This window comes from Acetobacter garciniae (assembly GCF_017377735.1).
Taxonomy (GTDB): domain Bacteria; phylum Pseudomonadota; class Alphaproteobacteria; order Acetobacterales; family Acetobacteraceae; genus Acetobacter; species Acetobacter garciniae.
In genome coordinates, this window is sequence record NZ_JAFVMH010000005.1 from 154,142 (window position 1) to 174,348 (window position 20,207).

Annotated in this window: 20 protein-coding genes; all 20 read right to left on the reverse strand. The window is 63.8% G+C overall.

Annotation, left to right across the window (positions count from 1 at the left end):
* Positions 1-5: 5 nt before the first annotated feature.
* Complete coding sequence (gene nuoK / locus J2D77_RS11265; protein ID WP_207846379.1) at positions 6-362, reverse strand: NADH-quinone oxidoreductase subunit NuoK; 357 nt, start codon at positions 360-362, stop codon at positions 6-8.
* A gap of 1 nt (position 363) precedes the next feature.
* Entirely contained in the window at positions 364-927 is a 564-nt protein-coding gene (locus tag J2D77_RS11270; RefSeq protein ID WP_207846380.1) for an NADH-quinone oxidoreductase subunit J family protein, read from the reverse strand.
* Between the two features lie 2 nt (positions 928-929).
* On the reverse strand, positions 930-1,442 hold the full coding sequence (nuoI, locus tag J2D77_RS11275; RefSeq protein ID WP_207846381.1) for an NADH-quinone oxidoreductase subunit NuoI: 513 nt from the start codon (positions 1,440-1,442) through the stop codon (positions 930-932).
* 28 nt (positions 1,443-1,470) lie between these two features.
* The gene (nuoH, locus tag J2D77_RS11280; RefSeq protein ID WP_207846382.1) at positions 1,471-2,427 is read right to left on the reverse strand and encodes an NADH-quinone oxidoreductase subunit NuoH; all 957 of its coding nucleotides are present in this window, start codon (positions 2,425-2,427) and stop codon (positions 1,471-1,473) included.
* Positions 2,424-5,189, reverse strand: a complete 2,766-nt coding sequence (gene nuoG / locus J2D77_RS11285; protein ID WP_207846383.1) for an NADH-quinone oxidoreductase subunit NuoG — start codon at positions 5,187-5,189, stop codon at positions 2,424-2,426. Before nuoG ends, nuoH begins: the two co-directional genes overlap by 4 nt.
* Positions 5,190-5,217: 28 nt before the next feature.
* Positions 5,218-6,513, reverse strand: coding sequence for an NADH-quinone oxidoreductase subunit NuoF (gene nuoF, locus J2D77_RS11290; protein WP_207846384.1), 1,296 nt, complete (start codon positions 6,511-6,513; stop codon positions 5,218-5,220).
* Positions 6,513-7,004: an NADH-quinone oxidoreductase subunit NuoE gene (gene nuoE, locus J2D77_RS11295; protein WP_207846385.1), complete on the reverse strand. Its 492-nt coding sequence runs from the start codon at positions 7,002-7,004 to the stop codon at positions 6,513-6,515. Before nuoE ends, nuoF begins: the two co-directional genes overlap by 1 nt.
* On the reverse strand, positions 6,991-8,760 hold the full coding sequence (gene nuoC, locus J2D77_RS11300) for an NADH-quinone oxidoreductase subunit C/D (protein WP_207846386.1): 1,770 nt from the start codon (positions 8,758-8,760) through the stop codon (positions 6,991-6,993). Before nuoC ends, nuoE begins: the two co-directional genes overlap by 14 nt.
* Positions 8,761-8,764: 4 nt before the next feature.
* A complete protein-coding gene (locus tag J2D77_RS11305; protein ID WP_207846387.1) occupies positions 8,765-9,400 on the reverse strand; it encodes an NADH-quinone oxidoreductase subunit B in 636 nt (211 codons plus the stop codon).
* Entirely contained in the window at positions 9,397-9,822 is a 426-nt protein-coding gene (locus J2D77_RS11310; protein WP_207846388.1) for an NADH-quinone oxidoreductase subunit A, read from the reverse strand. Before J2D77_RS11310 ends, J2D77_RS11305 begins: the two co-directional genes overlap by 4 nt.
* 256 nt (positions 9,823-10,078) lie before the next feature.
* Positions 10,079-11,233 (reverse strand): alpha-hydroxy acid oxidase, encoded by a 1,155-nt coding sequence (locus tag J2D77_RS11315; RefSeq protein ID WP_207846389.1) that lies wholly within the window; start codon positions 11,231-11,233, stop codon positions 10,079-10,081.
* Positions 11,234-11,530: 297 nt separating this feature from the next.
* Positions 11,531-12,115: a DedA family protein gene (locus tag J2D77_RS11320; protein ID WP_230975735.1), complete on the reverse strand. Its 585-nt coding sequence runs from the start codon at positions 12,113-12,115 to the stop codon at positions 11,531-11,533.
* Between the two features lie 386 nt (positions 12,116-12,501).
* The gene (locus J2D77_RS11325) at positions 12,502-13,326 is read right to left on the reverse strand and encodes a sulfotransferase family 2 domain-containing protein (RefSeq protein ID WP_331000106.1); all 825 of its coding nucleotides are present in this window, start codon (positions 13,324-13,326) and stop codon (positions 12,502-12,504) included.
* A gap of 120 nt (positions 13,327-13,446) precedes the next feature.
* Complete coding sequence (locus J2D77_RS11330; RefSeq protein WP_207846392.1) at positions 13,447-13,899, reverse strand: periplasmic heavy metal sensor; 453 nt, start codon at positions 13,897-13,899, stop codon at positions 13,447-13,449.
* 5 nt (positions 13,900-13,904) lie between these two features.
* Positions 13,905-14,393, reverse strand: coding sequence for a hypothetical protein (locus J2D77_RS11335; protein ID WP_207846393.1), 489 nt, complete (start codon positions 14,391-14,393; stop codon positions 13,905-13,907).
* A 12-nt stretch (positions 14,394-14,405) separates the two neighbouring features.
* Complete coding sequence (locus J2D77_RS11340; RefSeq protein WP_230975736.1) at positions 14,406-14,981, reverse strand: RNA polymerase sigma factor; 576 nt, start codon at positions 14,979-14,981, stop codon at positions 14,406-14,408.
* 230 nt (positions 14,982-15,211) lie between these two features.
* Positions 15,212-15,940 (reverse strand): pirin family protein, encoded by a 729-nt coding sequence (locus J2D77_RS11345; protein ID WP_207846395.1) that lies wholly within the window; start codon positions 15,938-15,940, stop codon positions 15,212-15,214.
* An 8-nt stretch (positions 15,941-15,948) separates the two neighbouring features.
* A complete protein-coding gene (locus J2D77_RS11350) occupies positions 15,949-17,487 on the reverse strand; it encodes an efflux transporter outer membrane subunit (protein WP_207846396.1) in 1,539 nt (512 codons plus the stop codon).
* A complete protein-coding gene (locus tag J2D77_RS11355; RefSeq protein WP_207846397.1) occupies positions 17,474-18,550 on the reverse strand; it encodes an HlyD family secretion protein in 1,077 nt (358 codons plus the stop codon). Before J2D77_RS11355 ends, J2D77_RS11350 begins: the two co-directional genes overlap by 14 nt.
* A gap of 18 nt (positions 18,551-18,568) precedes the next feature.
* Entirely contained in the window at positions 18,569-20,206 is a 1,638-nt protein-coding gene (locus J2D77_RS11360) for an MFS transporter (protein WP_207846398.1), read from the reverse strand.
* Between the last annotated feature and the right edge of the window lies 1 nt (position 20,207).

The window sequence follows — 20,207 nt, forward strand, 5'->3', positions numbered from 1 at the left end:
GATCGCTATCCTTGCAACAGGTTGTTGCTGTCGCCGTCCAGGGTGGGACGTCCACGGGCATGCAGGCACAGGATGATGGCAAGCCCCACCGCTGTCTCCACTGCGGCCAGGGCGAGGATCATCAGGAACATGACCTGCCCCGCTGCGTCGTGCCAGCGCGCTCCTGCCGCCACGAAGACCAGGGCCGCCGCATTGAGCATGATATCGAGCGACATCAGCATGAACATGAGGTTGCGCCGCGCCAGCACGCCCGCCAGCCCGATGCAGAACAGCACTGCTGCCAGCACCAGGCTTTCATTGAAGGACAGGGCAGGGGCCCACAGAGCCTGCGAGGCCACGGGCGGGGGGGGAAGGGGCGGCATGTCAGCGCTCCTCCGCGCGGCGGCGGCCGATGTGAAAAGCCGAGACAAGGCCCGCCAGCAGCAGGAACGACACCAGTTCCACCATCAGCACATAGGGGCCGAACAGGCTCAGCCCGACATCGTGCACGCCCAGGCGAAACAGGGGGGGCGCCGGGGGGAGGGGTGTCTCGGTGGCGGGCCCGGCGAATGGCGGGGGCAGCGGAGCCAGCAGGGATGGCAGGGCGTAGAGCAGTTCAGCGCATAAAAGGGCCGCAAGCAGGGCAGGACCCAGCCAGGCACGCGGGCGCATCCATTCGCTTTCCCGCGCGCTGTCGGCCTGGCCCAGATTGAGCATCATCACCACGAAAACGAACAGCACCATGATCGCCCCCGCATAGATGATCACTTCCAGGGCCGCGGCGAAGGGGGCCCCCAGCAGCGCCAGCACCACGGCCAGGGCAAGCAGCGTCACCACCAGGTAAAGCACCGCATGCACCACCACCTTGCGTGTGATGACCATCATGGCCCCCACAAGCGTGGTTGCGGCACAAAGAAGGCCCAGGGCGTGCGGGATCGGGGCGTGCATGGCTAGGGCAGCAGCGAATGCAGGTCGACCGGCGGGCGTTCGCGTTCGGACGCGCCACGATCCTTGCCGGGAATGGGAATACCCGTGACATGGTAGAAGCTGTAATCGGGATATTTGCCGACACCGCTTATCAGCAGGTCTTCCTTTTCATAAACCAGGTTGGGCCGGGCGTATTCGCTCATCTCGAAATCGGGGGTGAGCTGTATGGCGTAGGTGGGGCATGCTTCCTCGCAGAACCCGCAGAAGATGCAGCGGGAGAAATTGATGCGGAAATATTGCGGATACCACCGCCCGTCCGCTTCGGTTTTCTGCAGGCTTATGCAGTCCACGGGGCAGGCCACCGCGCACAGGTTGCATGCCACGCAGCGTTCCGCCCCGTCAGGATCGCGCGAGAGAATGATCCGCCCCCGATAGCGCGGGGGCAGGTAGGGCTGTTGTTCGGGGTACTGCACGGTCGCACGCCGGTGAAAGCTGTGCAGGAACGTCAGGAACACGGTGCGCAAGGTATCGAGCATGGGACAACATGCCTTTGCATGGGGCGCGCTAGGGCGTGGCGCGCAGCATCAGGACGGTCGCGGTAGCCATGACATTGAGCAGCGAAAGCGGGAGCAGGACCTTCCAGCCCAGCGCCATCAACTGGTCGTAACGCAGCCGGGGCAGGGCTGCGCGCAACAGGATGAAAAATACCACCACCACCCCTGTCTTGAGTGCGAACCACAATGCAGGTGCCAGCCACGGCCCGCGCCAGCCGCCCAGGTACAGCGTGGCGATGAGGGCCGAGATAAGGACGATCCCCGCATATTCGGCAATGAAGAACATGCCGAACTTCATGCCGGAATATTCGGTATGAAAGCCCGCCCCCAGTTCGTTCTCCCCTTCGGGCAGGTCGAAGGGCAGGCGGTGCGTCTCCGCCAGCCCCGCCAGAAGGAACACGCAAAACCCCAGACCCTGCGGGACGATGAACCACAGCCCCGCCTGGGCACTGACAATGGTCCGCAGGTTGAAAGACCCTGCCAACATGACAACGCCCAGCAGGGAAAGCCCCATGAAGACTTCGTAGCTGATCATCTGGGCGGCGGCACGCATGCCGCCCAGCAACGCGTATTTGCTGTTGGACGCCCAGCCCGCCAGCACGACCGCGTAGACCCCAAGCCCCATCATGCCCAGAATGAACAACAGCCCGACATTAAGGTTCCCCGCGATCCATAGCGTATCGGTCAGCGGAATGACCCCAAAGGACAGCAGCACCGTCATCATGCCGATAACGGGGGCAAGGATGAAGACAGAGCGGTCGGCAAAGGGGGGAATCCAGTCCTGCTTGAACAGGATCTTGGTGCCGTCGGCCACCGGCTGGAACAGCCCGCCCGGGCCCACGCGATTAGGTCCGTGGCGGTCCTGCCACAGGCCCAGCAGCCGCCGTTCCACCCATGTCAGCACGGTGGCAAGGCCAAGCAGGGCAAAGGGGCCAAGCACGACAAGGGCGAGGGAGGCGCGCGTCATGACGGTTCGCCCGTGCCATGGGGCCCCTCCAGCCGGGCGCGGACGGGAAAGCGAAAGGCGCGCATCACCCGGTGGGTGGGGCACAGCACCACGCCTTCGGGCAGGCCCGCCAACGGCGATACCGGCAGGCTGTGCGGCCTGTCATCCAGGTGCAGTATGGCTCTATCGAACGCGGCCATGCGTGGTGCTGCGCGCAGCATTGGGGGTGCTGCACGGGCCGCTACGGGGGGCGAGAGCATGCTCAGCTCCTCGCTGCCGAACAGGCATGGCTGGGGCAGGACCAGCACCGTATGATCGGCGGCAGGTGTAAAGGGGGGCGGAATGTCGGTGCTGTAGGGGTAGGCGCGTGCCTCGCCATCGTCCGAGGGGGGGAACAGGCGCACGCCCGCCGCACCACCACGCAGCCTGCCGCCGATTTCCTGCTGGAACCGGTTGAGTGCCTGCACCGAATTCCACGACGGCACCTGATAGCCGGGAACAAGGGGGGCTGGCATGTCGGGCCCGTAGGCCCCCTCCATCGAACTGCTGAAAGGCGTGTCCGGGCTTGCGGGCGGTGGCCGGTCATGCACGCTGATATGCGAACGGATGACGGTGCGCCCGCTCGCACGGTAGGTCTGGCTGCGCAGTTTCTGCCCGTTCATGCGGTAATCGGCCCCCGGGGCCGCGCTGGCAGCCCCGGCCAGCGCGGGAAAGGCCAGGGCCAGATCCGCCAGCACATCGTCCAGATCCTGCCAGTCGGTCAGGTGCCACGCGGTATGGGGCAGGTCAGCCGGGCTGGTTGCATTATGCTCGGCACCGCTTTCCATGCTGCGGGCCAGGGCCTGCACCCAGCGCCAGCTTTCCTGAATGGGGGCTGCGGGGAAAACTACCTGGAAAAAACGTTGTGCCCTGCCTTCAAGGTTGACCAGCGTGCCGCTGCATTCGCTGAAGGTCGTGGCGGGCAGCACAAGGTCGGCCTGGCGGCACAACGGTGTTGCGGTATGGTCTATCACCACGATATTGGGCACCAGCGCCACAAGTTCCGCCACGTCCGAGGGGGGCAGGCGGCGGGTGATGTCGTTCTCCACAATCACCAATGTGGTCAACTCTCCCGCGCGGGCCATCTCCAGCATGGCTTCCAGCGACACGCCGCCCAGCATGGCCAGCCCCATACTGTTGCATTCGGGCACGATCAGCGACAGGCCGGGCCGGGGCACCCTGCGGGCCAAGGCCGCGGCAATGCTGGCGGCGGCCTGCATGAGGGCGGGCGCGCCATACTGCATGCCCGAGACGACAAGGGGAGCCTGTGCCGCCATAAGGGCTGTGGCGACACGCTGGGCCAGCGCCGCGTCTGCCTCTGTCAGATCCGCGACCGCGGGTGCTGCGGGGTCGATCAGGTGCGCGATGGCAAAGCCAAGCCGTGCGATATCGTCGGGCACGGCCCGCACGCTTTGTGCCGCGACCGTGTCCAGATCGGTGGGGGCGGGGGTGATGACAAACAGGCCCGAGGGGCTTTGCGCCCCCAATGTGCGCACAGCACCGTCCATCCAGCGGGGAACCCTGGCCGCATCCGCATCATGGAACGACGCCTGACGCACGGACTGGCGCAGGGACAGGCCAAGGCGGGGCGCTGTGGCGCAGACATCCTCACCCAGCACCAGCACGGCATCGGCGCTTTCCATGTCGTGCAGGGTGGGAAGGGCGCCAGGGTGCTTTGCCAGCAGGGTATGGGCCAGTTGCACGCAGTCCTGTTCGAGCTGCGTCTGCCCGGTTGAAAAACGGGCCTCCCCCACCAGGGCGCGCAGGCTGAAACAGCTTTCCAGTGCCGCGCGGGGGGAGGCAATGCCGCCAACCGTGCCCTGGGCCGCCATGCGCGTGAAATGTTCGAGTGCTTCCGTCAGGGGAAGTGCGACCTGCTGCCCGGCCATGAGGCACAGGGGCGTGCGGATACGGGTTGGCGCATTGACGAACCCATGCCCGAACCGCCCCCGGTCGCACAATACGTAGCGGTTGATATCCGCATGATAGCGGTTGAGAACCCGGCGCAGGGTTTCCTCCCGCGCGTTGACGATGGTGTTGCAGCCCACCGCGCAATGCACACATACCGAAGGTGCTCCGCGCATGTCCCATTTGCGGCTGTAGGTGGCCGAAAAAGGCTTGTCGGTAAACACGCCGGTGGGGCAGATTTCCGCCAGGTTGCCGCTGAAGGCGTTTTGCAGCACGCCGTCTTCCGCCCGGCCGAAATAGACATGATCATGGGATGCAAAGGCTGCCAGGTCGTCACCCCCCGCATAGTCGCGGTAGAACCGCACGCAGCGATAACAGGCAATGCAGCGGTTCATCTCATGCTTGACGAACGGGCCAAGGTCCTGGTTGCGGTGGGTGCGCTTGGTAAAGCGGTAGCGGCGCAGGTTATGGCCGGACATGACGGTCATGTCCTGCAGGTGGCATTCCCCCCCTTCCTCGCAGACCGGGCAGTCATGCGGGTGGTTGACCATCAGCCACTCGATCACGCCTGCACGAAAATCCCGTGCCTCGGCATCGTCGATCGAGATCAGGGCGTTATCGCTCACCGGTGTCATGCAGGCCATCACGATACGCCCGGCCTTGTCGTCGGGCCCGCTGAACTGCCTGATGGCGCATTGGCGGCAGGCCCCCACGGCCCCCAGTTCGGGATGCCAGCAGAAATAGGGCAGGTTTTCCCCCGCTTCCAGGCAGGCTTGCAACAGGTTGATGCCGGTGCGGGTGGGGCAGTCCCTGCCATCTATGCGAATGCTGGTCATGATCCGGGCCTCCCCCCTGTGGCTGCGGTCAGGCGGCGTGCCGCTGGGGGCAGCGGCACTGGGCGATATGGTCGGCAAAATCGTCGGCAAACAGTTTCAGCCCGCTGGCCAGTGGCGCCATCGCACCGGGCGCATGGGCGCAGAAGGTCCGGCCCGGCGCACCCAGCATGCGGGCATGGCGGCCAAGCTGGTCCATGTCCTCCTGCGTGCCCGTGCCCTCCTCGATCGCGTCGAGCAGGCGTTCCACCCAGGGCAGCCCGTCGCGGCAGGGAGTGCACCAGCCACAGGATTCCTGGGCGAAGAAATGTTCCAGATTGCGGATCATGCCGATGGGGCAGGTCTGGTCGTCCAGCACAATGGCCATGCCGGTGCCAAGGCGGCTGCCCGCCTTTTCCACCGACGCGTAATCCATGGCGACATCCAGCGCCGATGCGTCGAGAAAGGCGGTGGACGCCCCACCCGGCAGCAGGGCGCGCAGCCTGTAGCCCGGCCGCATGCCGCCGGCATGCTCCTCTATAATCTGGCGCAGCGGGGTGCCCATGGGCAGTTCCCACGCACCGGGCCGGGCCACCCGCCCGCTTGCCCCGTAGATCTTGGTGCCACCGTCATCCCCCAGGCCGAGGGCTGCGAACCACTCCGCCCCGTTGGCGATGATAGGGGGCAGGTTGCACAGTGTTTCGACATTGTTCACCACGCTGGGCGCCCCCCACAACCCGCCGGTCTGCGGGAAAGGCGGCTTGCTGCGCGGGGTTGCGCGCCGTCCTTCCAGGGTGGTGAGCAGGGCGGTTTCTTCCCCGCAGATGTAACGCCCGGCACTGGAATGGACGTGGATATCGAAGCTGAAGGCAGAGCCCAGAATATTGGGCCCCAGCCAGCCAAGCTGCCGGGCCTGCCCAATGGCATGTTCCAGGCGCTGGCAGGCCAGATGGTATTCCCCGCGCAGGAAAATAATGCCGTGCCCCGCCTGCACGGCATAGGCGGCCAGGATCATGCCTTCGACAAGCTGAAGGGGGTTGCCCTCCATCAGCCAGCGGTCCTTGAAGGTGCCGGGTTCCATTTCATCGGCATTGGCAATCAGGTATTTGCGCCGCTCGGATGCCGGTTCTTTCGGCACAAAGCTCCATTTCTGCCCGGTGCCGAAGCCGGCACCACCCCGCCCGCGCAGTTTCGAGCGGGTCACGATATCCGTGACATCGGCAGGGCTCAGCGTGCCCAGCGCCTTGCGGGTGGCCTGCCAGCCGCCGCCGCGTTCATACGCCGTACAGTCCGGCGGACCGGTGACGGGGTCTATCATGGCGGTCAGGGGGCGTTGGGCGGCGGACATCACGGCTGCTCCTTCAGGCCCGGGATCAGCCGGTCCAGGGCGGGGATATCCACATCGCCATGCAGCGTGTCGTCCACCAGCATGGCGGGCGCGTGGTCGCAATGGCCGATGCAGACCGTGGGCAGCAGTGTGATGGCGTTATCGGCCGTGGTTTCCCCCTGGCGGATGGCCAGAACGCGGCCCAGATGCGCGCATAAAGGGTCGCGCCCCATGATCCAGCACGAAACGCTGTCGCACAGTAAAATGACATGCCGCCCCACGGGTTTGCGGAACAGCAGGTTGAAATAGGTGGCAATGCCGTCCAGGTCGTCCATCGACATGCCCAGCAGTTCCGCGACCGCGCGCAGATGCGGGGTGCTGATCCACCCGAAATGCCGCTGCACCGCCTTGAGCGCGGCAATGCTGGCCCCGCGCGGGTAAGGCTCCGCCGCCGCCAGGGCGCGGATTTCCGCCTCAAGGGCTGCGGGCAGGGTTTCTTCAGCGGTCGACATCGGCCATCACGAAATCGATGCTGCCCAGGATCGCGATCAGATCCGCGATCATGATGCCGGGGCAGAGTTGCGGGATCATCTGCAAATGCGCAAAGGACGGCGTGCGGATGCGTGTGCGGTAGGAGGTCGTGCCCCCATCGCTGATGAGGCTGTAGGCGTTCACGCCTTTCGTTGCCTCGATACAGCAGCGGGCTTCCCCCGGCGGGATGACCGGCCCCCAGCTGACACTGAGGAAATGGTGGATCAGCGTTTCGATGTCGTGCATCGTGCGCGCCTTGGGGGGCGGGGTTGTCAGCGGATGGTCGGCCTTGACGGGGCCTGCGGGCATGTTGTCCACGCATTGGCGGATAATGCGCAGGCTCTGGCGTATTTCCGCGACATGAACGGCCACGCGGTCGTAACAGTCCCCGCATTCCCCGGTGGGAATGTCGAAATCAAGCTGGTCGTACCCGCCATAGGGGGCATGCCTGCGGTAATCCCACGCCAGCCCGGTGGCGCGCAGGCCCGGGCCGGTGACACCCCATTCCACCGCGTCCGATGTGGTATAGGCCCCGACCCCTTTTGTCCGGGCGCGAAAAATGGGGTTGCGCATGACCATGGCATCGTATTCATCCAGCCGGGCGGGCAGATCGTCGATGAAGGCGCGCACCAGCCTGTCCCAGCCATTGGGCAGGTCCATGGCCACCCCGCCAATGCGGAACCAGGCCGGGTGCATGCGAAAGCCGCAGATCGCCTCGATCAGGCTGAACACGCGTTCGCGGTCGGTAAACATGTAGAACACGGGGGAAAGCTGCCCCACATCCTGCGCCATGGTCCCATAGAAGACGAGATGGCTGGCAATGCGGAACAGTTCCGCCAGCATGATGCGGATCATCTGCGCGCGTGGCGGCACGGTAATGCCCGCCAGCGTTTCGACCGCCATCACGTAGGGAAAGTTGTTCATGACCCCGCCCAGGTAATCCACCCGGTCGGTATAGGGGATGTAGGTATGCCAGGACTGGCGCTCCCCCATTTTTTCCGCCCCACGGTGGTGGAAGCCGATATCGGGCACGGCATCGACGATCCGTTCCCCTTCCAGTTGCAGCACGATACGAAAAACACCATGCACGCTCGGATGATTTGGCCCGAGATTGAGGAACAGGAAGTCGCTGTGTTCGCTGTGCCGCTTCATGCCCCATACCGACGGGTCGAAGCGCATGGCCTCCTGCTCTGCCTGTTCATGGTCTTCGGTCAGGCTGTAGGGGGGCATTTCGGTGGCGCGGGCGTGGTGGTCGCGCCGCAGGGGGTGGCCGGTCCAGGTGGGGGGGGTCAGGATCCGGCGCAGGAAGGGGTGCCTGTCGAAGCGGATGCCGAACAGGTCCCAGACCTCGCGCTCGTACCAGTTGGCGTTGGGCCACAGGTCGCAGATGCTGGGAAGTGCCGGGTCATGGGCGGGAAGGGCGACCTTGATACGCACCTCATCCTCGCGCCGGCTGAGCGAGAGCAGATGATACACAACGGTAAATGCCCCCTCCGGCTGCCCGTCGCGGTGGGTGCGTTCGCGCTCATCTATCGCGGTCAGGTCGAACAGCATGAGCAACGACCCGGCCCGCGCCTTCAGGCTGGCAAGGACAGGGCGCAGGCTGGCGGGGGAAATCCACAGGCAGGCCACATCATCGGCCGTGACCTGTGTGGCCAGCAGGCCGCCGGGGGGCAGGGGGGCTGCTATCGTATCGGCAAGGGTGGGTGGGGGTTCGGGCACCAGGGCAAGGGGCATGGCATCAGACCCCGTCGGGGGAGCGCAGGTCGTGTACGCTCCGGCGCTGGGCGCGCTTTTCATCGCGCAGGCTGGGGGGTGTTACGGGCACCACGCCCTGCGGGCCCATCATCCAGCTTAACGGCCGCCTGCACGCGCCAATGGATTTTTGCAGCAGCATCAGCCCTTCAAGCAGGGCTTCCGGCCGGGGAGGGCATCCGGGCACATACACATCCACGGGCAGGAAGCTGTCCACGCCCTGCACCACGCTGTAAATGTCATACATTCCACCGGAATTGGCGCATGATCCCATGGAAATCACCCATCGGGGTTCGAGCATCTGATCGTAAAGATGCTGGATAACCGGGGCCATTTTGACAAAGACCGTGCCCGAGATCACGATCAGGTCCGCCTCACGCGGGGTGGCGCGCAGCACTTCGGAGCCAAAGCGCGCAATATCGAACCGGCTTGTAAAGGCGGTGGCCATTTCCACATAGCAGCAGGACAGGCCGAAATTCAGCGGCCACAGGGAATTCTTCTGCCCCCAGGCCACAAAATCCTGCAACCGGCCCATGACCAGGTTGCGCCGGATGGTGTCGGTAAAGCTCCCTGCGTCAGGCTGGGTCGTGTCCTGGGTGGGGGTGGAAAGGGACCAGGTCATGTCGCATGCCCCCCTGTCCTGTCCGCGGGCTGATGAACCGGCGGCCGCGGCCCCCAGTCCAGCGCCCCAACCCGCCACAGATAGACCAGCGAGAGAGCCAGAAACAGAATAAAGACCATGGCTGCGCAGTAACCAACCCAGCCGGATTCCGTAACGACTGTGCCCCAGGTGAATAAAATTGCCGTTTCAACATCGAATACGACAAAAAAAAGCGCCACCAGATAATATTGGACAGGCAGGCGCACATGCGCGGACCCGGTCGGCACCATGCCCGATTCAAAGGGCATGGACAGCGCACGCCCCATGGCCGCCCCCCGTCGCCGCGTGCCGGTTATGGCCGACAGGCCCAGCATGCAGGCCAGAAGCCCGCCAAGGATAAGCGCGTATAAAAGCAGCGGATAAAGGCCAGGCATGTTTTCCATGGCAGGAACTTCCGTTTCTGTTCGTTTTATTATGAACGGAGACGTTATTTTCAGTATAGGCTGTCCTTCTGGACAGAAACTGCCCTGGCTCCCGCCTGAACAGGGACGGCTGGCACATTGCCCCAGCCGATGCTAAAGCACTGCACGACACTCTGCTTCCTATACGCCGCGCGCAGGCAGAAGTTCCGGTTGGCGGAGATTTTGAAAAGGGCCGGGGTGTGGTCCTTCACTTTGCGGGCCAATAAAACCCGGCCGCTCAGCCCTGGCGACGAAAGCGTATATGCGCGCGGGTGATTTCGCGACAGGAGCGCGCACCCAGCATGGCCATGTCCCGGTCGATTTCCGCTTTCAGGAGCCCGATCGCGTGGGATACGCCAGCCTCCCCCCCAAGGGCCGCGGCATAATTGAACGGACGGCCCACAAAGACAAAGGCAGCGCCCAGGGCTAAGGCCTTGAGAATATGGCTGCCCCGGCGAAAGCCGCTGTCGATCATGACCGGCAGCGTGGTGGCGGCAACGATATCGGGCAGGATGCGAAGGGGTGCGATAGCGCCATCCAACTGGCGCCCCCCGTGGTTGGAGACGATGATCGCATCCACCCCGTTATCCTGCGCAAGACGCGCGTCACTGGGGTGGAGGATCCCCTTGATAATGAGCGGGCCTTTCCAAATCTGGCGGATATGGCGGATATGCGCCCAGTTGAAGTGGTCGCGGGCCGTAAAGTCGCGCAATACGTGCGAGGACAGGATGGGTGCGCCGCGTTCGGCAAACGAATTCTCGAAATGGGGCATGCCATGGTGCAACAGGGTGCGGCCAAAAGTACCAGCCAGCCAGCGCGGGTGGCTGATCCCGTCCATGGCCAGGCGCAGGCTGGGCCGCAGGGGGGTGGAAAAGCCCGTGCGTATATTGTTCTCACGATTGGCCGCCACCGGAATATCGACGGTCACAACAAGTTCGTGGAATCCCGCCTTGCGCGCGCGGTCCAATAGCGCGTCGATCCGTGCGGTCTCCCCCGGCAGGTAGGCCTGGAACCACGTTCCGGGTGCTGCGGCTATCACCTCTTCCATGGGGATGAGGGATGATCCGCTCAACACCATGGGGATCTCGGCTTTGCGCGCCGCCACGGCCTGCACGATATCGCCCCGATAGGCCGAAAGGGCTGAAAGCCCCATGGGGGCGATACCGAACGGTGCGGCATAGGTCCTGCCCAGCAGCGTTGTCTGCTGGGTTCTGGCGGAAACATCCATCAGGACCTGGGGGATCAGGTCCAGGTCGGAAAACGCATCCTCATTCGCGGTGGAGGACAGATTGTCTTCAGCCGCCCCCGCAACATAGCCAAAAACGGGGCGGGGCAGTTTCTTGCGCGCCGCGCGCTCAAAGTCCTTCAGGGCGAGAAACGAGGCAAGTTTCATGGTCCGCTCACCTTCAAGGCGTCACCAAAAAACAGATGACCCGCCCCACACGATCAGAATAGCTCCTTCGTAGGGCCTTGCCCGGACGTTGTCAGAACATATTTTGTTGAGAAGGATAATCGGGGTAACGCCCGACGCGCTTCAGGCCATAAGCCTGCCCGCAACCGGGAGCCTGTGTGTTTCTATGGCCGGGGCCGTGCCATGCTGTAACGGCAGGGCATAGCCCGGTCGGCATGGGCTGTCAGGCGGGGCAGAACCCGCTCACTCCATATGGACCGGCCGTTTGAATGCCGGCTTTCAGGCGCCGGGCGAGGCCTGGGTGCCATTGGCCTGTGCCTGCTGCCGGGCGGCTTGCAGGGCCTGTTTGGTCAGTCTTTTTTCGTTCTTCTTCAAAAACGCGCCGGTGGCGATCAAGCCGATCACGGTGGCGACCCCGATCGCTATTCCGGCCGGGCCCGATACCTGCGAAATACGCCGGCCCAGCATGTAGGTGCCCAGCGCATAACCGCCCGCCCAGCACGTTCCCCCCAGCGCGTTGAAGATCATGAATTCCGGCCAGCGCATGCGGCATGCCCCCGCAAGCACCGCCACAAAGACACGAACGACCGAGACAAACCGCCCCACAAAGACGATCGCATTGCCATGGCGGCTGAACAGATACTGGCCCAGGATCAGCCGGTCATGGGTCAGGCCCACACGCGGCCCATAGGTTTGCAGGAGCGGAAAGCCCACGCGCCGTCCGATCAGAAAGCCGAAATTATCGCCGATGATCGCCCCGGCGATTGCTGCCAGCGCCACCCCCTGAATGGCAAGATGGTGCGTTTTCAGGCAATATAGTGAGGCGGTGATGATACAGGCTTCAGCCGGGACGGGCAGACCCATGCTTTCCATCATGACTATCAGGGTTACGATGCCATAGCCGTAATGCTGAAGCAGATGATCAAGGTGGTGAAGCAGCGGTTAACGTCCTCATCTATGCACATGCGGCACAACTGCCCCTTTATGGGGCGGATGGCAGAATGGAGCAATGTGCACGGCGGGGAAAGGTGCCCTGCCTGCATGGCTGCCTTTCTGCCTGTCCTGTCCGTGATGCAGGGCATTCCGCATACGGCCCGGGGCGGGCAGGGGCTGTTAGGTATGGCGCGTTATCCCCAATGGCCGCAGCATGGGGCCGCACTGAAAGCGTAATGGAACAGGGCTGCGGGTTTGTGCGGCTGTTCAGCCCCCGCTGTGCTGCTCTATTCCGGGTACGGGTTGCTTGGGGAAAATCAGGCCAGGTGCTGTCGCAGCGCTTCGTCGCTGGCGTAGAATTTCAGGATCCGGGCCCGCTGTTGGTCGGTCACCCGAAAGGTCCGGCGGTCCGTTTTGTTGATGACGGGAATTGTCTGGTGCACCAGCGCTGGAATGGAGGCGGATATCTTGTCCATGCGGGAAATGTCGATCAGGAAATCCACATCGATCGCCCCGTATTTATCGCATATATACCACGATTGCGGCCGAAAGACGTGGTCCAGCTTGTAATAGCTCCCGGCATTTTCCAGCATGTCGAGCGCGGCATCGATATTTTTCAGGGCCATGTGTTTTTTCTGGAACGCCGGGCTGATCTTGACTTCCGCCGTGCCACCCTTGCGGGCAAAGTCATAGGCGGACAGAAAACGGTCGACCGGATCACGCCAGATCGCAAAACGGACGATCTGATCCGAGAACAGTTCCCGCGCCACATGCCGGTAATAACGCACACTCTCATGCCGCATGGATTCCCCATATAGCAGCCTGCTGATGGATGTACCGGCATTTTTGGGAACGTGAATGAACAGCGTCTGGGCTGTCTTTATTTTTTGCAGGCGAAGACATCGCCTTTTTCCAAGCGGAAGGGAAACGCCCCGCTCTGCCGCACGTTCATGTACATCCCGGAATTCCTGAATGCCCAGCATCCGGCTTGCAAGCGATTTCAGCACCGTTACGGGCAGGCCCTGTGCTTTCGCACCTTTTACGGGCAGATGGGAATCTGCGCCCCGCAAGCCCGATAACGGACGGGCCCCGAAGTCGGGCGATACAAGATTTTGGTCTGCCTTGGTGTATAGCATGGTCATCCTTGTGACAGGGACAGGCCTGCGCTCCGGCGCAAAGGCGAGATAAGAAAAAATGACGAGGGAACAACGAGCCGTCCTGCTCCGGATCTCTGTGCCGCCACCTTGGGCGGGCACGGAAGATCAGGGTCCATGCGGGCGGCGGTGTGAAATGAGATGCGCCACCGAGCGCCTGCCCTGCGGGGTCATCTGGTTCATGGCGTCAACCAGCGCATTGTTGAAGCCACCGACAAAGGAATCCCACGCCGCCTGCCTGCGCAGCATGGCGGCATGCACCGCGCCCGCGTCGAAATTCGGGTCGAGCAGCAGGCGATTGAGGTCATCCTGCGCGCTCATCAGTTCCTCACGCGCCTGGGTATAGCGCGATCCTTCCTGCTGCATCATGGTCTGGAAGATTTGTGCATCCGCGGGCGACAGGCGGGAGCCCACATGTTGGAACATATGCGTCATGACCCCGAAAGGCGGTGGCCCGTCCGGGTGATGTTCGAAATGATGGCCTATGTTGAGTGCGACAAAAAACAGGTTCAGAAGAACGGACAGGACAAAAAGCCCGCGCCAGATGCTCGATATTTTCAAGAATTTTACCATGTGCCGCCTACCAGGGCAGAAGTGAGCAGGGAACTGAACAGGTCGGCCGATGTGCTGGTGGTGGGTTTCCACCCTAGCCAGAACCCGCTTATGGCGGCGGCCCCGGCCCCCAGGGCTATAACTCCCCAGCGCAGGGTGGCGCGCCGCCTTGCCGAGCCCACCCGGGCAAGCAGACGCGACAGGGTCCACCACGCGGAACGTGCCTGCTGTTTGTGGGAGATTTTTTCCCCCACGATCAGGCTCAGCCGCATGACGGCGGCATCGGGCTTTTCAAGCTCGGTCTGCTGGTCGTAAAGCGCCTGGTCCGCCGCAAAGGCACCGGAAAGCAGGGTATCGACCTCCTGCTGGGCGGCAAGCAGCGCGCGCGCCTGCGGGGATGACGCCAGCAGGGCCGCCGCTTTCTCACGCTCGGCTTCAGGCCACCGCGACAGGGACGCCCCGTAGGTTTCGGCCAGGATCTTGAAGCGTTCATGACTGAACATGGGACTGTTTCCTTACCGGCTGCTGTCTGGTTTCAGCCGCGTGCGCAAAAAGGCCCGGCCCCGGGCCAGCAGGCGTTCCACCGCCTTTTTGGACAGGCCAAGGCGGCGGGCAGTCTCGGCCCCCGACAGGCCTTCGTCATAAACCAGTGAAAGGGCTGCCTGCTGGCGGACGGGCAGGGCATGCAGGGCTTGCAGCAGGGCGTGGCGCTGTTCGCGGGTTTCGATCTGGCGGTCGGCTATGGGGCTGTCATCGGCCCTGTCGAAATCCGCGGGCAGCGGGGTTGTGCGCAGGGTTTGTGCGCGGCGATGCTGGTCGAGGCTGAGATTGACGATAATGCGGTAAAGCCAGGTGGTGAACTGTGCACGGGATGGGTCGAAATGTCTTGCATGTGTCCAGGCTTTTACAAAGGCGTCCTGAACGATATCCTCCGCCGCTTCTAAAGTGTCCGTGAAACGGGCTGCCGTTCTCAGGGCGTAGGCCCCATGGCGCAGGACAATCAGCCTGAAGGCGTCCTGGTCGCCAGAGCCGGACCATTCAAGAAGTTGCTCATCCGATGCCGCGCTATAGCGTCGGACCTGATCCGCCATGGGCCGCTCCCTTGTCTGCTGTCCACAAGGCGTCGCATACTTCACAAACTGGTTTGCAATCGTATAACTGGGAAACTGTTCGGCCATTGTTCACATACTGTGCTTGGTATCACAGACTGATACGCACAGGCAGGCCCAATCCCCCGCGCCCGGCGGGCACAAAATATCTCCCCGCCGGAATGCGTATTTTCCGGCTGGCGCAAAAGAGCCGGGAGGGAGTGCAGGGCTGCCTACAGGGGCGCATCCACCAGCAGGACGACCGATGTCTCCCGCGCGATGGCGACAAGGCTGGTCTCGTTTTCCAATGCTGCGGCGTCACCCTTGGCCAGCAGCGCATCCCCCAGGCTGACCTGGCCGGAGACCACCACAAGGTAGAGCGCACGCCCCGGCGTGGTGCTGTAGGCCGCCCCTTCATTCTGCACGATCTCGGCATGCAGCAGCCGGGCGCGGGCCCGCAGGGTAAGCGGGGCTCCATCCGTTACGGTTTGGGTTTCTTCCGGGTCGTCTTCGGGAAAACCCGATGCCACGATCCTGAACCCGCTATTATCCGCTTGCGCGGGGGCGGGCCTGACTTCCTGCGTGGGTTCCCCCCCTTCCGTATCGGGCAAAACCCAGAACTGGAAGAAGGTTGTATCCGCACGCGCATGCCAGTCCAGCGAACGGCAGCCCCCGGCGGTGCTGACGGCATGCAGCCCGCCGCCCTGGATCGCCTCGTCCGGCAGGCCTTCGACCGATGTTGTCAGCACGCCGTGTTCCACCCAGGTCAGGATATCCATCTCCTGTTCGGCGCCGAGCGTATAATGCTGCCCTGCGGGAATATGTCCCGCATTGACCACGCGCAGCCGCCCTTCATGCTCGTGTCCGGGCTCGATACTGGTGGCGAAGGAAAAATAGCAGTCCAGTTCGACCGGGCCAGACTGGATGACACCTCGCGTTGCGGCGCGCCGGATGCTGATCATGTCTGGTCCTATCCCCGTTTGGGCTGGGTTGTGGGGTAAAGACGTTCCCACCCGCCGCCAAGGGCGCGATACACATGGGTGAGGGAGCCCGCAACACTGGTGGTGGCATCCACCAGCGCATTCTGCGATGCAAGAAGCGCGTTCTGCATGGTCAGCACGTTCAGGAAGTCGGACGCCCCCTGCACATACTGGGCCTGGGCGGTCTGCACGGCAATTTCGTTCTCATGCACGGCTTCGGCCAGCCGGTCGCGCTGGTTCTGGGCGGCCGTAAAATCGGCCAGCGCGTCATCGATTTCCTGCCACGCCTTCAATACCGTGCGCTGGAACATGACCGCGGCTTCCTGCTGCTGGGCCTTGCGCAGGTGCAGTTGCCCCGTCAGCCGTCCGCCCTCAAAAATCGGCAGGGTGGCGGTGGGGCCAAAGCCGTACTGGCGGGACGCCCACGAACCCAGGCCGCTGAACTGCAGCGCCTGCACGTCCAGGCTGCCGGACAGGGTAATGCGCGGGAAGAAATCGGCCACAGCCACGCCAATGCTGGCGGTGGCGGCATGCAGTCTGTCGGCCGCCATGCGGATATCGGGCCGCCGTTCCGCAAGTTCGGATGGCAGGCCCACGGGCACGCTTGGCGGGGTGGGCGGAATGGCGGCGGGCTTGCCCAGTTCGGCGTCCAGCGCGCCGGGTTCACGCGCGACCAGAAAGCTCAGCGCGTTCAGCAGGTGGACTTCCTGGCTTTTAAGCGGGGCAAGGCGGGATTCGAAGTCGTGCAACTGGCCGGTGGAATCCGCCACGTCCAGCCGGGTGGCGGCACCCTGTTCAAAACGCAGGGTCGTCAGCCGCACGCTATGGCGCGCGATGTCGATATTATGTTCCACAATGCCGATATGCGACTGCACCCCGCGTAGCGCGATATAATCCTGGGCTGTCTCGGCCATCAGCGAGACCAGGATATCGCGGCGCATATCCTCGGTTTCCTGCATGGCGGCGGTGGCGGCTTCCACCTGGCGGCGCACATGGCCCCACAGATCCACCTCCCACGATGCGCTCATGCCATATTGCGGCAGGTTGAAGGACGGGTTGCCCACGCTGCCGGGCAATGCGGTCGGGCCAAAGCCCTGCGTGCCGCTGGCGATGGAGCCCGCGGGTTCGCGTTCCATGACGCCAAGCAGGCCAAGAATACCGTTGGTGCTGGCGCGTTCGCGTGCGTAGGAGGCATTGGCCTCGGCGTGGGGAAACTGCGCGGCACTGGCAATGCGCCGTTCGGCCGTGCTTTCGGCCAGCCGCAGGGAGGCGGCCTTGAGGTCGAGATTGGCGCAGGCCACGTCCTGCTCCAGCCGGGACAGGATGGGATCGTGAAACACGTTCCACCATGCCGGATCGCTTGAAGCCGTGACAGGCCGGCTGGCCTCGGGCGGCAGGGTCTGGCGCCACGCGGCGGGCGCCTTGACCTGCGGCTTGTGAAAATCGGGCCCGACGGTGCAGGCGGCAAGGGCCAGAACCGGCAGGGCCAGGAACGCCCTGGAGCGTTGCAAGCGGTTACTGCCAGACATAACGCGCATCCCCGGCATGGGCCCCTTCCGGCGTGGAGGCTGTGTCGATGCTGACTTCCACCGACATGCCAACGCGCACCTTCTCGGCCAGGGGCTGGCCTGCATCGAATGTCAGCTTGACGGGAATACGCTGCACCACCTTTGTAAAGTTGCCGGTGGCGTTGTCGGGCTGGATGGGCGCGAAGGCAACGCCCGTCGCCGGGGCCAGGGAGTCCACATGCGCCTTGAGCGGATGGCCGGGAAAGGTATCGACCCAGACCGTGGCACGCTGGCCGGTCTGCACCTTTGTCAGTTGGGTTTCCTGGAAATTGGCCAGGATATAGGCGGCCTGGGTGGGAACCACGGCCAGAATCCCCGTGCCGGGATGCACATAGGCCCCCACGCGCACGCCGCGTTCGCCCACCGTGCCATCCACCGGGGCGGGAATGGTGCAGTAGGACAGGTTGAGTTCGGCCTGCTTGGCATTGCCCTGTGCGCGGGCCAGCGCACCACGGGCATGTTCGAGCTGGCCCTTGAGCACCTCCACCTGGCGGATCGCCGCATCGACCCCGGCCTGATCGCGCGCCATGGCGGCGGCCACTTCCTTTTCGCGCGATTCCGATGCCTGTTTCTGCTCCACAGTGCCAGCGCCACCGGTGGAAAGGGTCCGATACCGTGCGGCGTTCTGGTGGGCAAAGAGCAGGTCGGCCTCATCCGCCTGCACGGCCGCGCGCGCCTGGGCGATGATGGCGTCCTGGCGGGCCAGTTCCGCCTCCAGGTTGGCGACATCGCCCTGGGCCGCCAGCAGGTTGCCACGGGCGACCTCCAGGGCCGCGCGGTAGTCGTCATCCTCAATATGGGCCAGTTCTTCCCCCGTGTGCACGCGTTCGTTGTCCTGCGCGTCCACCCGGTCGATGCGGCCCGCCACCTTGGGGGCGACGGTCGTGAAATCCGCCGTGACATAGGCGTCGTTCGTGTACTGGTCCACGCCGTTGCCGTTGATCAGGCGGGTTCCGCCCCATGCCACAAGGGCCAGGGCCGCGGCGGTGCAACCGGCGTAAAGAAGAGGCTTTCGATAAATCATGGAGCGTGCATTCCGGGTTCAGCGTGCGGGTACGGTGGGGGAGGGGGCTCGGGGCGGGTAGACGCGGTGCGGCAACACGAGGTTGAGGATCGCGTAGCCGATGCAGACCCAGACCAGCACGAAATAGATATCGGCCAGCGCGAGCACGAGCGATTGTTCATGAACATAGGTATGGAAGACCTGCAGCGCGTTGCGGGCCACATGCCCGCCATCGGGCGATGTTCCGGCAAGCTGCTGCGTAATCGGGTCCCCCATGCCCGCAAGGGCGGTCTGGTGCGTGCCGTGGTGGTCCAGCAGCATGGTGGAATGGTATTGTTCGCGGCGGCGTGAAAAAGCCGAGAACAGTGCGAAGGCCACGGCATTGGCCAGCCCCTTGAGCATGTTCACCATGCCCGAAATGAACGGCCCGTCGGCCGGCCCCATGGCCAGGGTCGCCAGCATGAGCGTGGGGATGACCGTCATGGGCTGGCCGAAAATCTGGAGAATTTGCAGCGGGTAGAAATTGTCGCGCACCCAGTCGGGTGTCAGCCACGTGCCAAGCCAGGCGGCGGCGGCCAGGCACAGCATGCCCCCGGCCAGCACGAACCGGCAGTCCACCTTGCGGCTGTTGCAGATCGCAGCAATCAGGGGAAGCATCACAAGCTGGGGCAATGCCACGACAAGGGAGACCGGGGCCGCCTGGATGGGCCGATAGCCCCGCACGGCCTGGAGATATGTGCCGGGAATATCGGCCATGAGCGCGCATATGGCCAGAATGCCCACAAGCGAGAGAAGGGAGGCCTGGATATTGCGCGACTGCCAGTACTGGATGCGGAAATACGGGCTGGGGTGAAAGGCTTCGTTGACGACGAACACCACGAACGCCGCCCCGCCCCACAGGGTCAGGTCCGTAATGACGGGCGAGCGGAACCAGTCCAGCCTGTCGCCCTGATAAAGGACGATCACCAGCGAACAGATGGCGGGCAGGCCCACCACAAGGCCCAGCCAGTTGAATTTCTCGAAACGTTCGAAATGCATGGGGTCGCGCGGCAGGCCATAGGCCAGCATGGCGACGGCCAGCGCGGCCATGGGAATGATCTCCCAGTACAGCCAGTGCCAGCCCACGTGCTCGAACCAGAACGCCTCCAGCGGCAGGCCCAGGTTGGGGCCGAAGGTCGCGCTCATGGCGTAGCCGCCAATACCGAACACCCGGATTTCGGGCGGGAGGTATTTGAGCATGACGGTCATGAGCACGGGCGGCAGGCAGCCAGCCGTAAGCCCCTGGAAGGCGCGCAGGATGCACAGCGATGTCACGTCGGGCATGAACGGGGCGGGAATGGCCAGCATGGCCATGGCCGCGGTCATGAACATGGAAAAGCGATAGATCGAGAACGTCATGTAGAACCATGGCGTAAAGGCCATGGCCGCGATGTTAAACGCTTCGTAGATCGCGATCAGCCAGGTGCCTTCGTCGTGGCCGATATGCATGGCCCCACGTATGTCGGACAGCCCGATTTCGGTCACATGCTCGTTGAACCCCGCAATATGCACGGCCAGCAGCATGCCAAGGCAGCCAATGACCGTCCGCACGCCAAAGGGCGGAATATAGGACGGAACAGGGGGGGAGGCATGAATAACCGGGGTCACATCCGCCTGTGGGGCAACAGCACTTGTCATG

Excerpts from the sequence above, each read along its gene's own strand:
- nuoK (WP_207846379.1), bottom strand. The coding sequence starts at position 362 with ATGCCGCCCCTTCCCCCCCCGCCCGTGGCCTCGCAGGCTCTGTGGGCC.
- J2D77_RS11270 (WP_207846380.1), bottom strand. The coding sequence starts at position 927 with ATGCACGCCCCGATCCCGCACGCCCTGGGCCTTCTTTGTGCCGCAACC.
- nuoI (WP_207846381.1), bottom strand. The coding sequence starts at position 1,442 with ATGCTCGATACCTTGCGCACCGTGTTCCTGACGTTCCTGCACAGCTTT.
- nuoH (WP_207846382.1), bottom strand. The coding sequence starts at position 2,427 with ATGACGCGCGCCTCCCTCGCCCTTGTCGTGCTTGGCCCCTTTGCCCTG.
- nuoG (WP_207846383.1), bottom strand. The coding sequence starts at position 5,189 with ATGACCAGCATTCGCATAGATGGCAGGGACTGCCCCACCCGCACCGGC.
- nuoF (WP_207846384.1), bottom strand. The coding sequence starts at position 6,513 with ATGTCCGCCGCCCAACGCCCCCTGACCGCCATGATAGACCCCGTCACC.
- nuoE (WP_207846385.1), bottom strand. The coding sequence starts at position 7,004 with ATGTCGACCGCTGAAGAAACCCTGCCCGCAGCCCTTGAGGCGGAAATC.
- nuoC (WP_207846386.1), bottom strand. The coding sequence starts at position 8,760 with ATGCCCCTTGCCCTGGTGCCCGAACCCCCACCCACCCTTGCCGATACG.
- J2D77_RS11305 (WP_207846387.1), bottom strand. The coding sequence starts at position 9,400 with ATGACCTGGTCCCTTTCCACCCCCACCCAGGACACGACCCAGCCTGAC.
- J2D77_RS11310 (WP_207846388.1), bottom strand. The coding sequence starts at position 9,822 with ATGGAAAACATGCCTGGCCTTTATCCGCTGCTTTTATACGCGCTTATC.
- J2D77_RS11315 (WP_207846389.1), bottom strand. The coding sequence starts at position 11,233 with ATGAAACTTGCCTCGTTTCTCGCCCTGAAGGACTTTGAGCGCGCGGCG.
- J2D77_RS11320 (WP_230975735.1), bottom strand. The coding sequence starts at position 12,115 with ATGGGTCTGCCCGTCCCGGCTGAAGCCTGTATCATCACCGCCTCACTA.
- J2D77_RS11325 (WP_331000106.1), bottom strand. The coding sequence starts at position 13,326 with ATGACCATGCTATACACCAAGGCAGACCAAAATCTTGTATCGCCCGAC.
- J2D77_RS11335 (WP_207846393.1), bottom strand. The coding sequence starts at position 14,393 with ATGTTCAGTCATGAACGCTTCAAGATCCTGGCCGAAACCTACGGGGCG.
- J2D77_RS11340 (WP_230975736.1), bottom strand. The coding sequence starts at position 14,981 with ATGGCGGATCAGGTCCGACGCTATAGCGCGGCATCGGATGAGCAACTT.
- J2D77_RS11345 (WP_207846395.1), bottom strand. The coding sequence starts at position 15,940 with ATGATCAGCATCCGGCGCGCCGCAACGCGAGGTGTCATCCAGTCTGGC.
- J2D77_RS11350 (WP_207846396.1), bottom strand. The coding sequence starts at position 17,487 with ATGTCTGGCAGTAACCGCTTGCAACGCTCCAGGGCGTTCCTGGCCCTG.
- J2D77_RS11355 (WP_207846397.1), bottom strand. The coding sequence starts at position 18,550 with ATGATTTATCGAAAGCCTCTTCTTTACGCCGGTTGCACCGCCGCGGCC.
- J2D77_RS11360 (WP_207846398.1), bottom strand. The coding sequence starts at position 20,206 with ATGACAAGTGCTGTTGCCCCACAGGCGGATGTGACCCCGGTTATTCAT.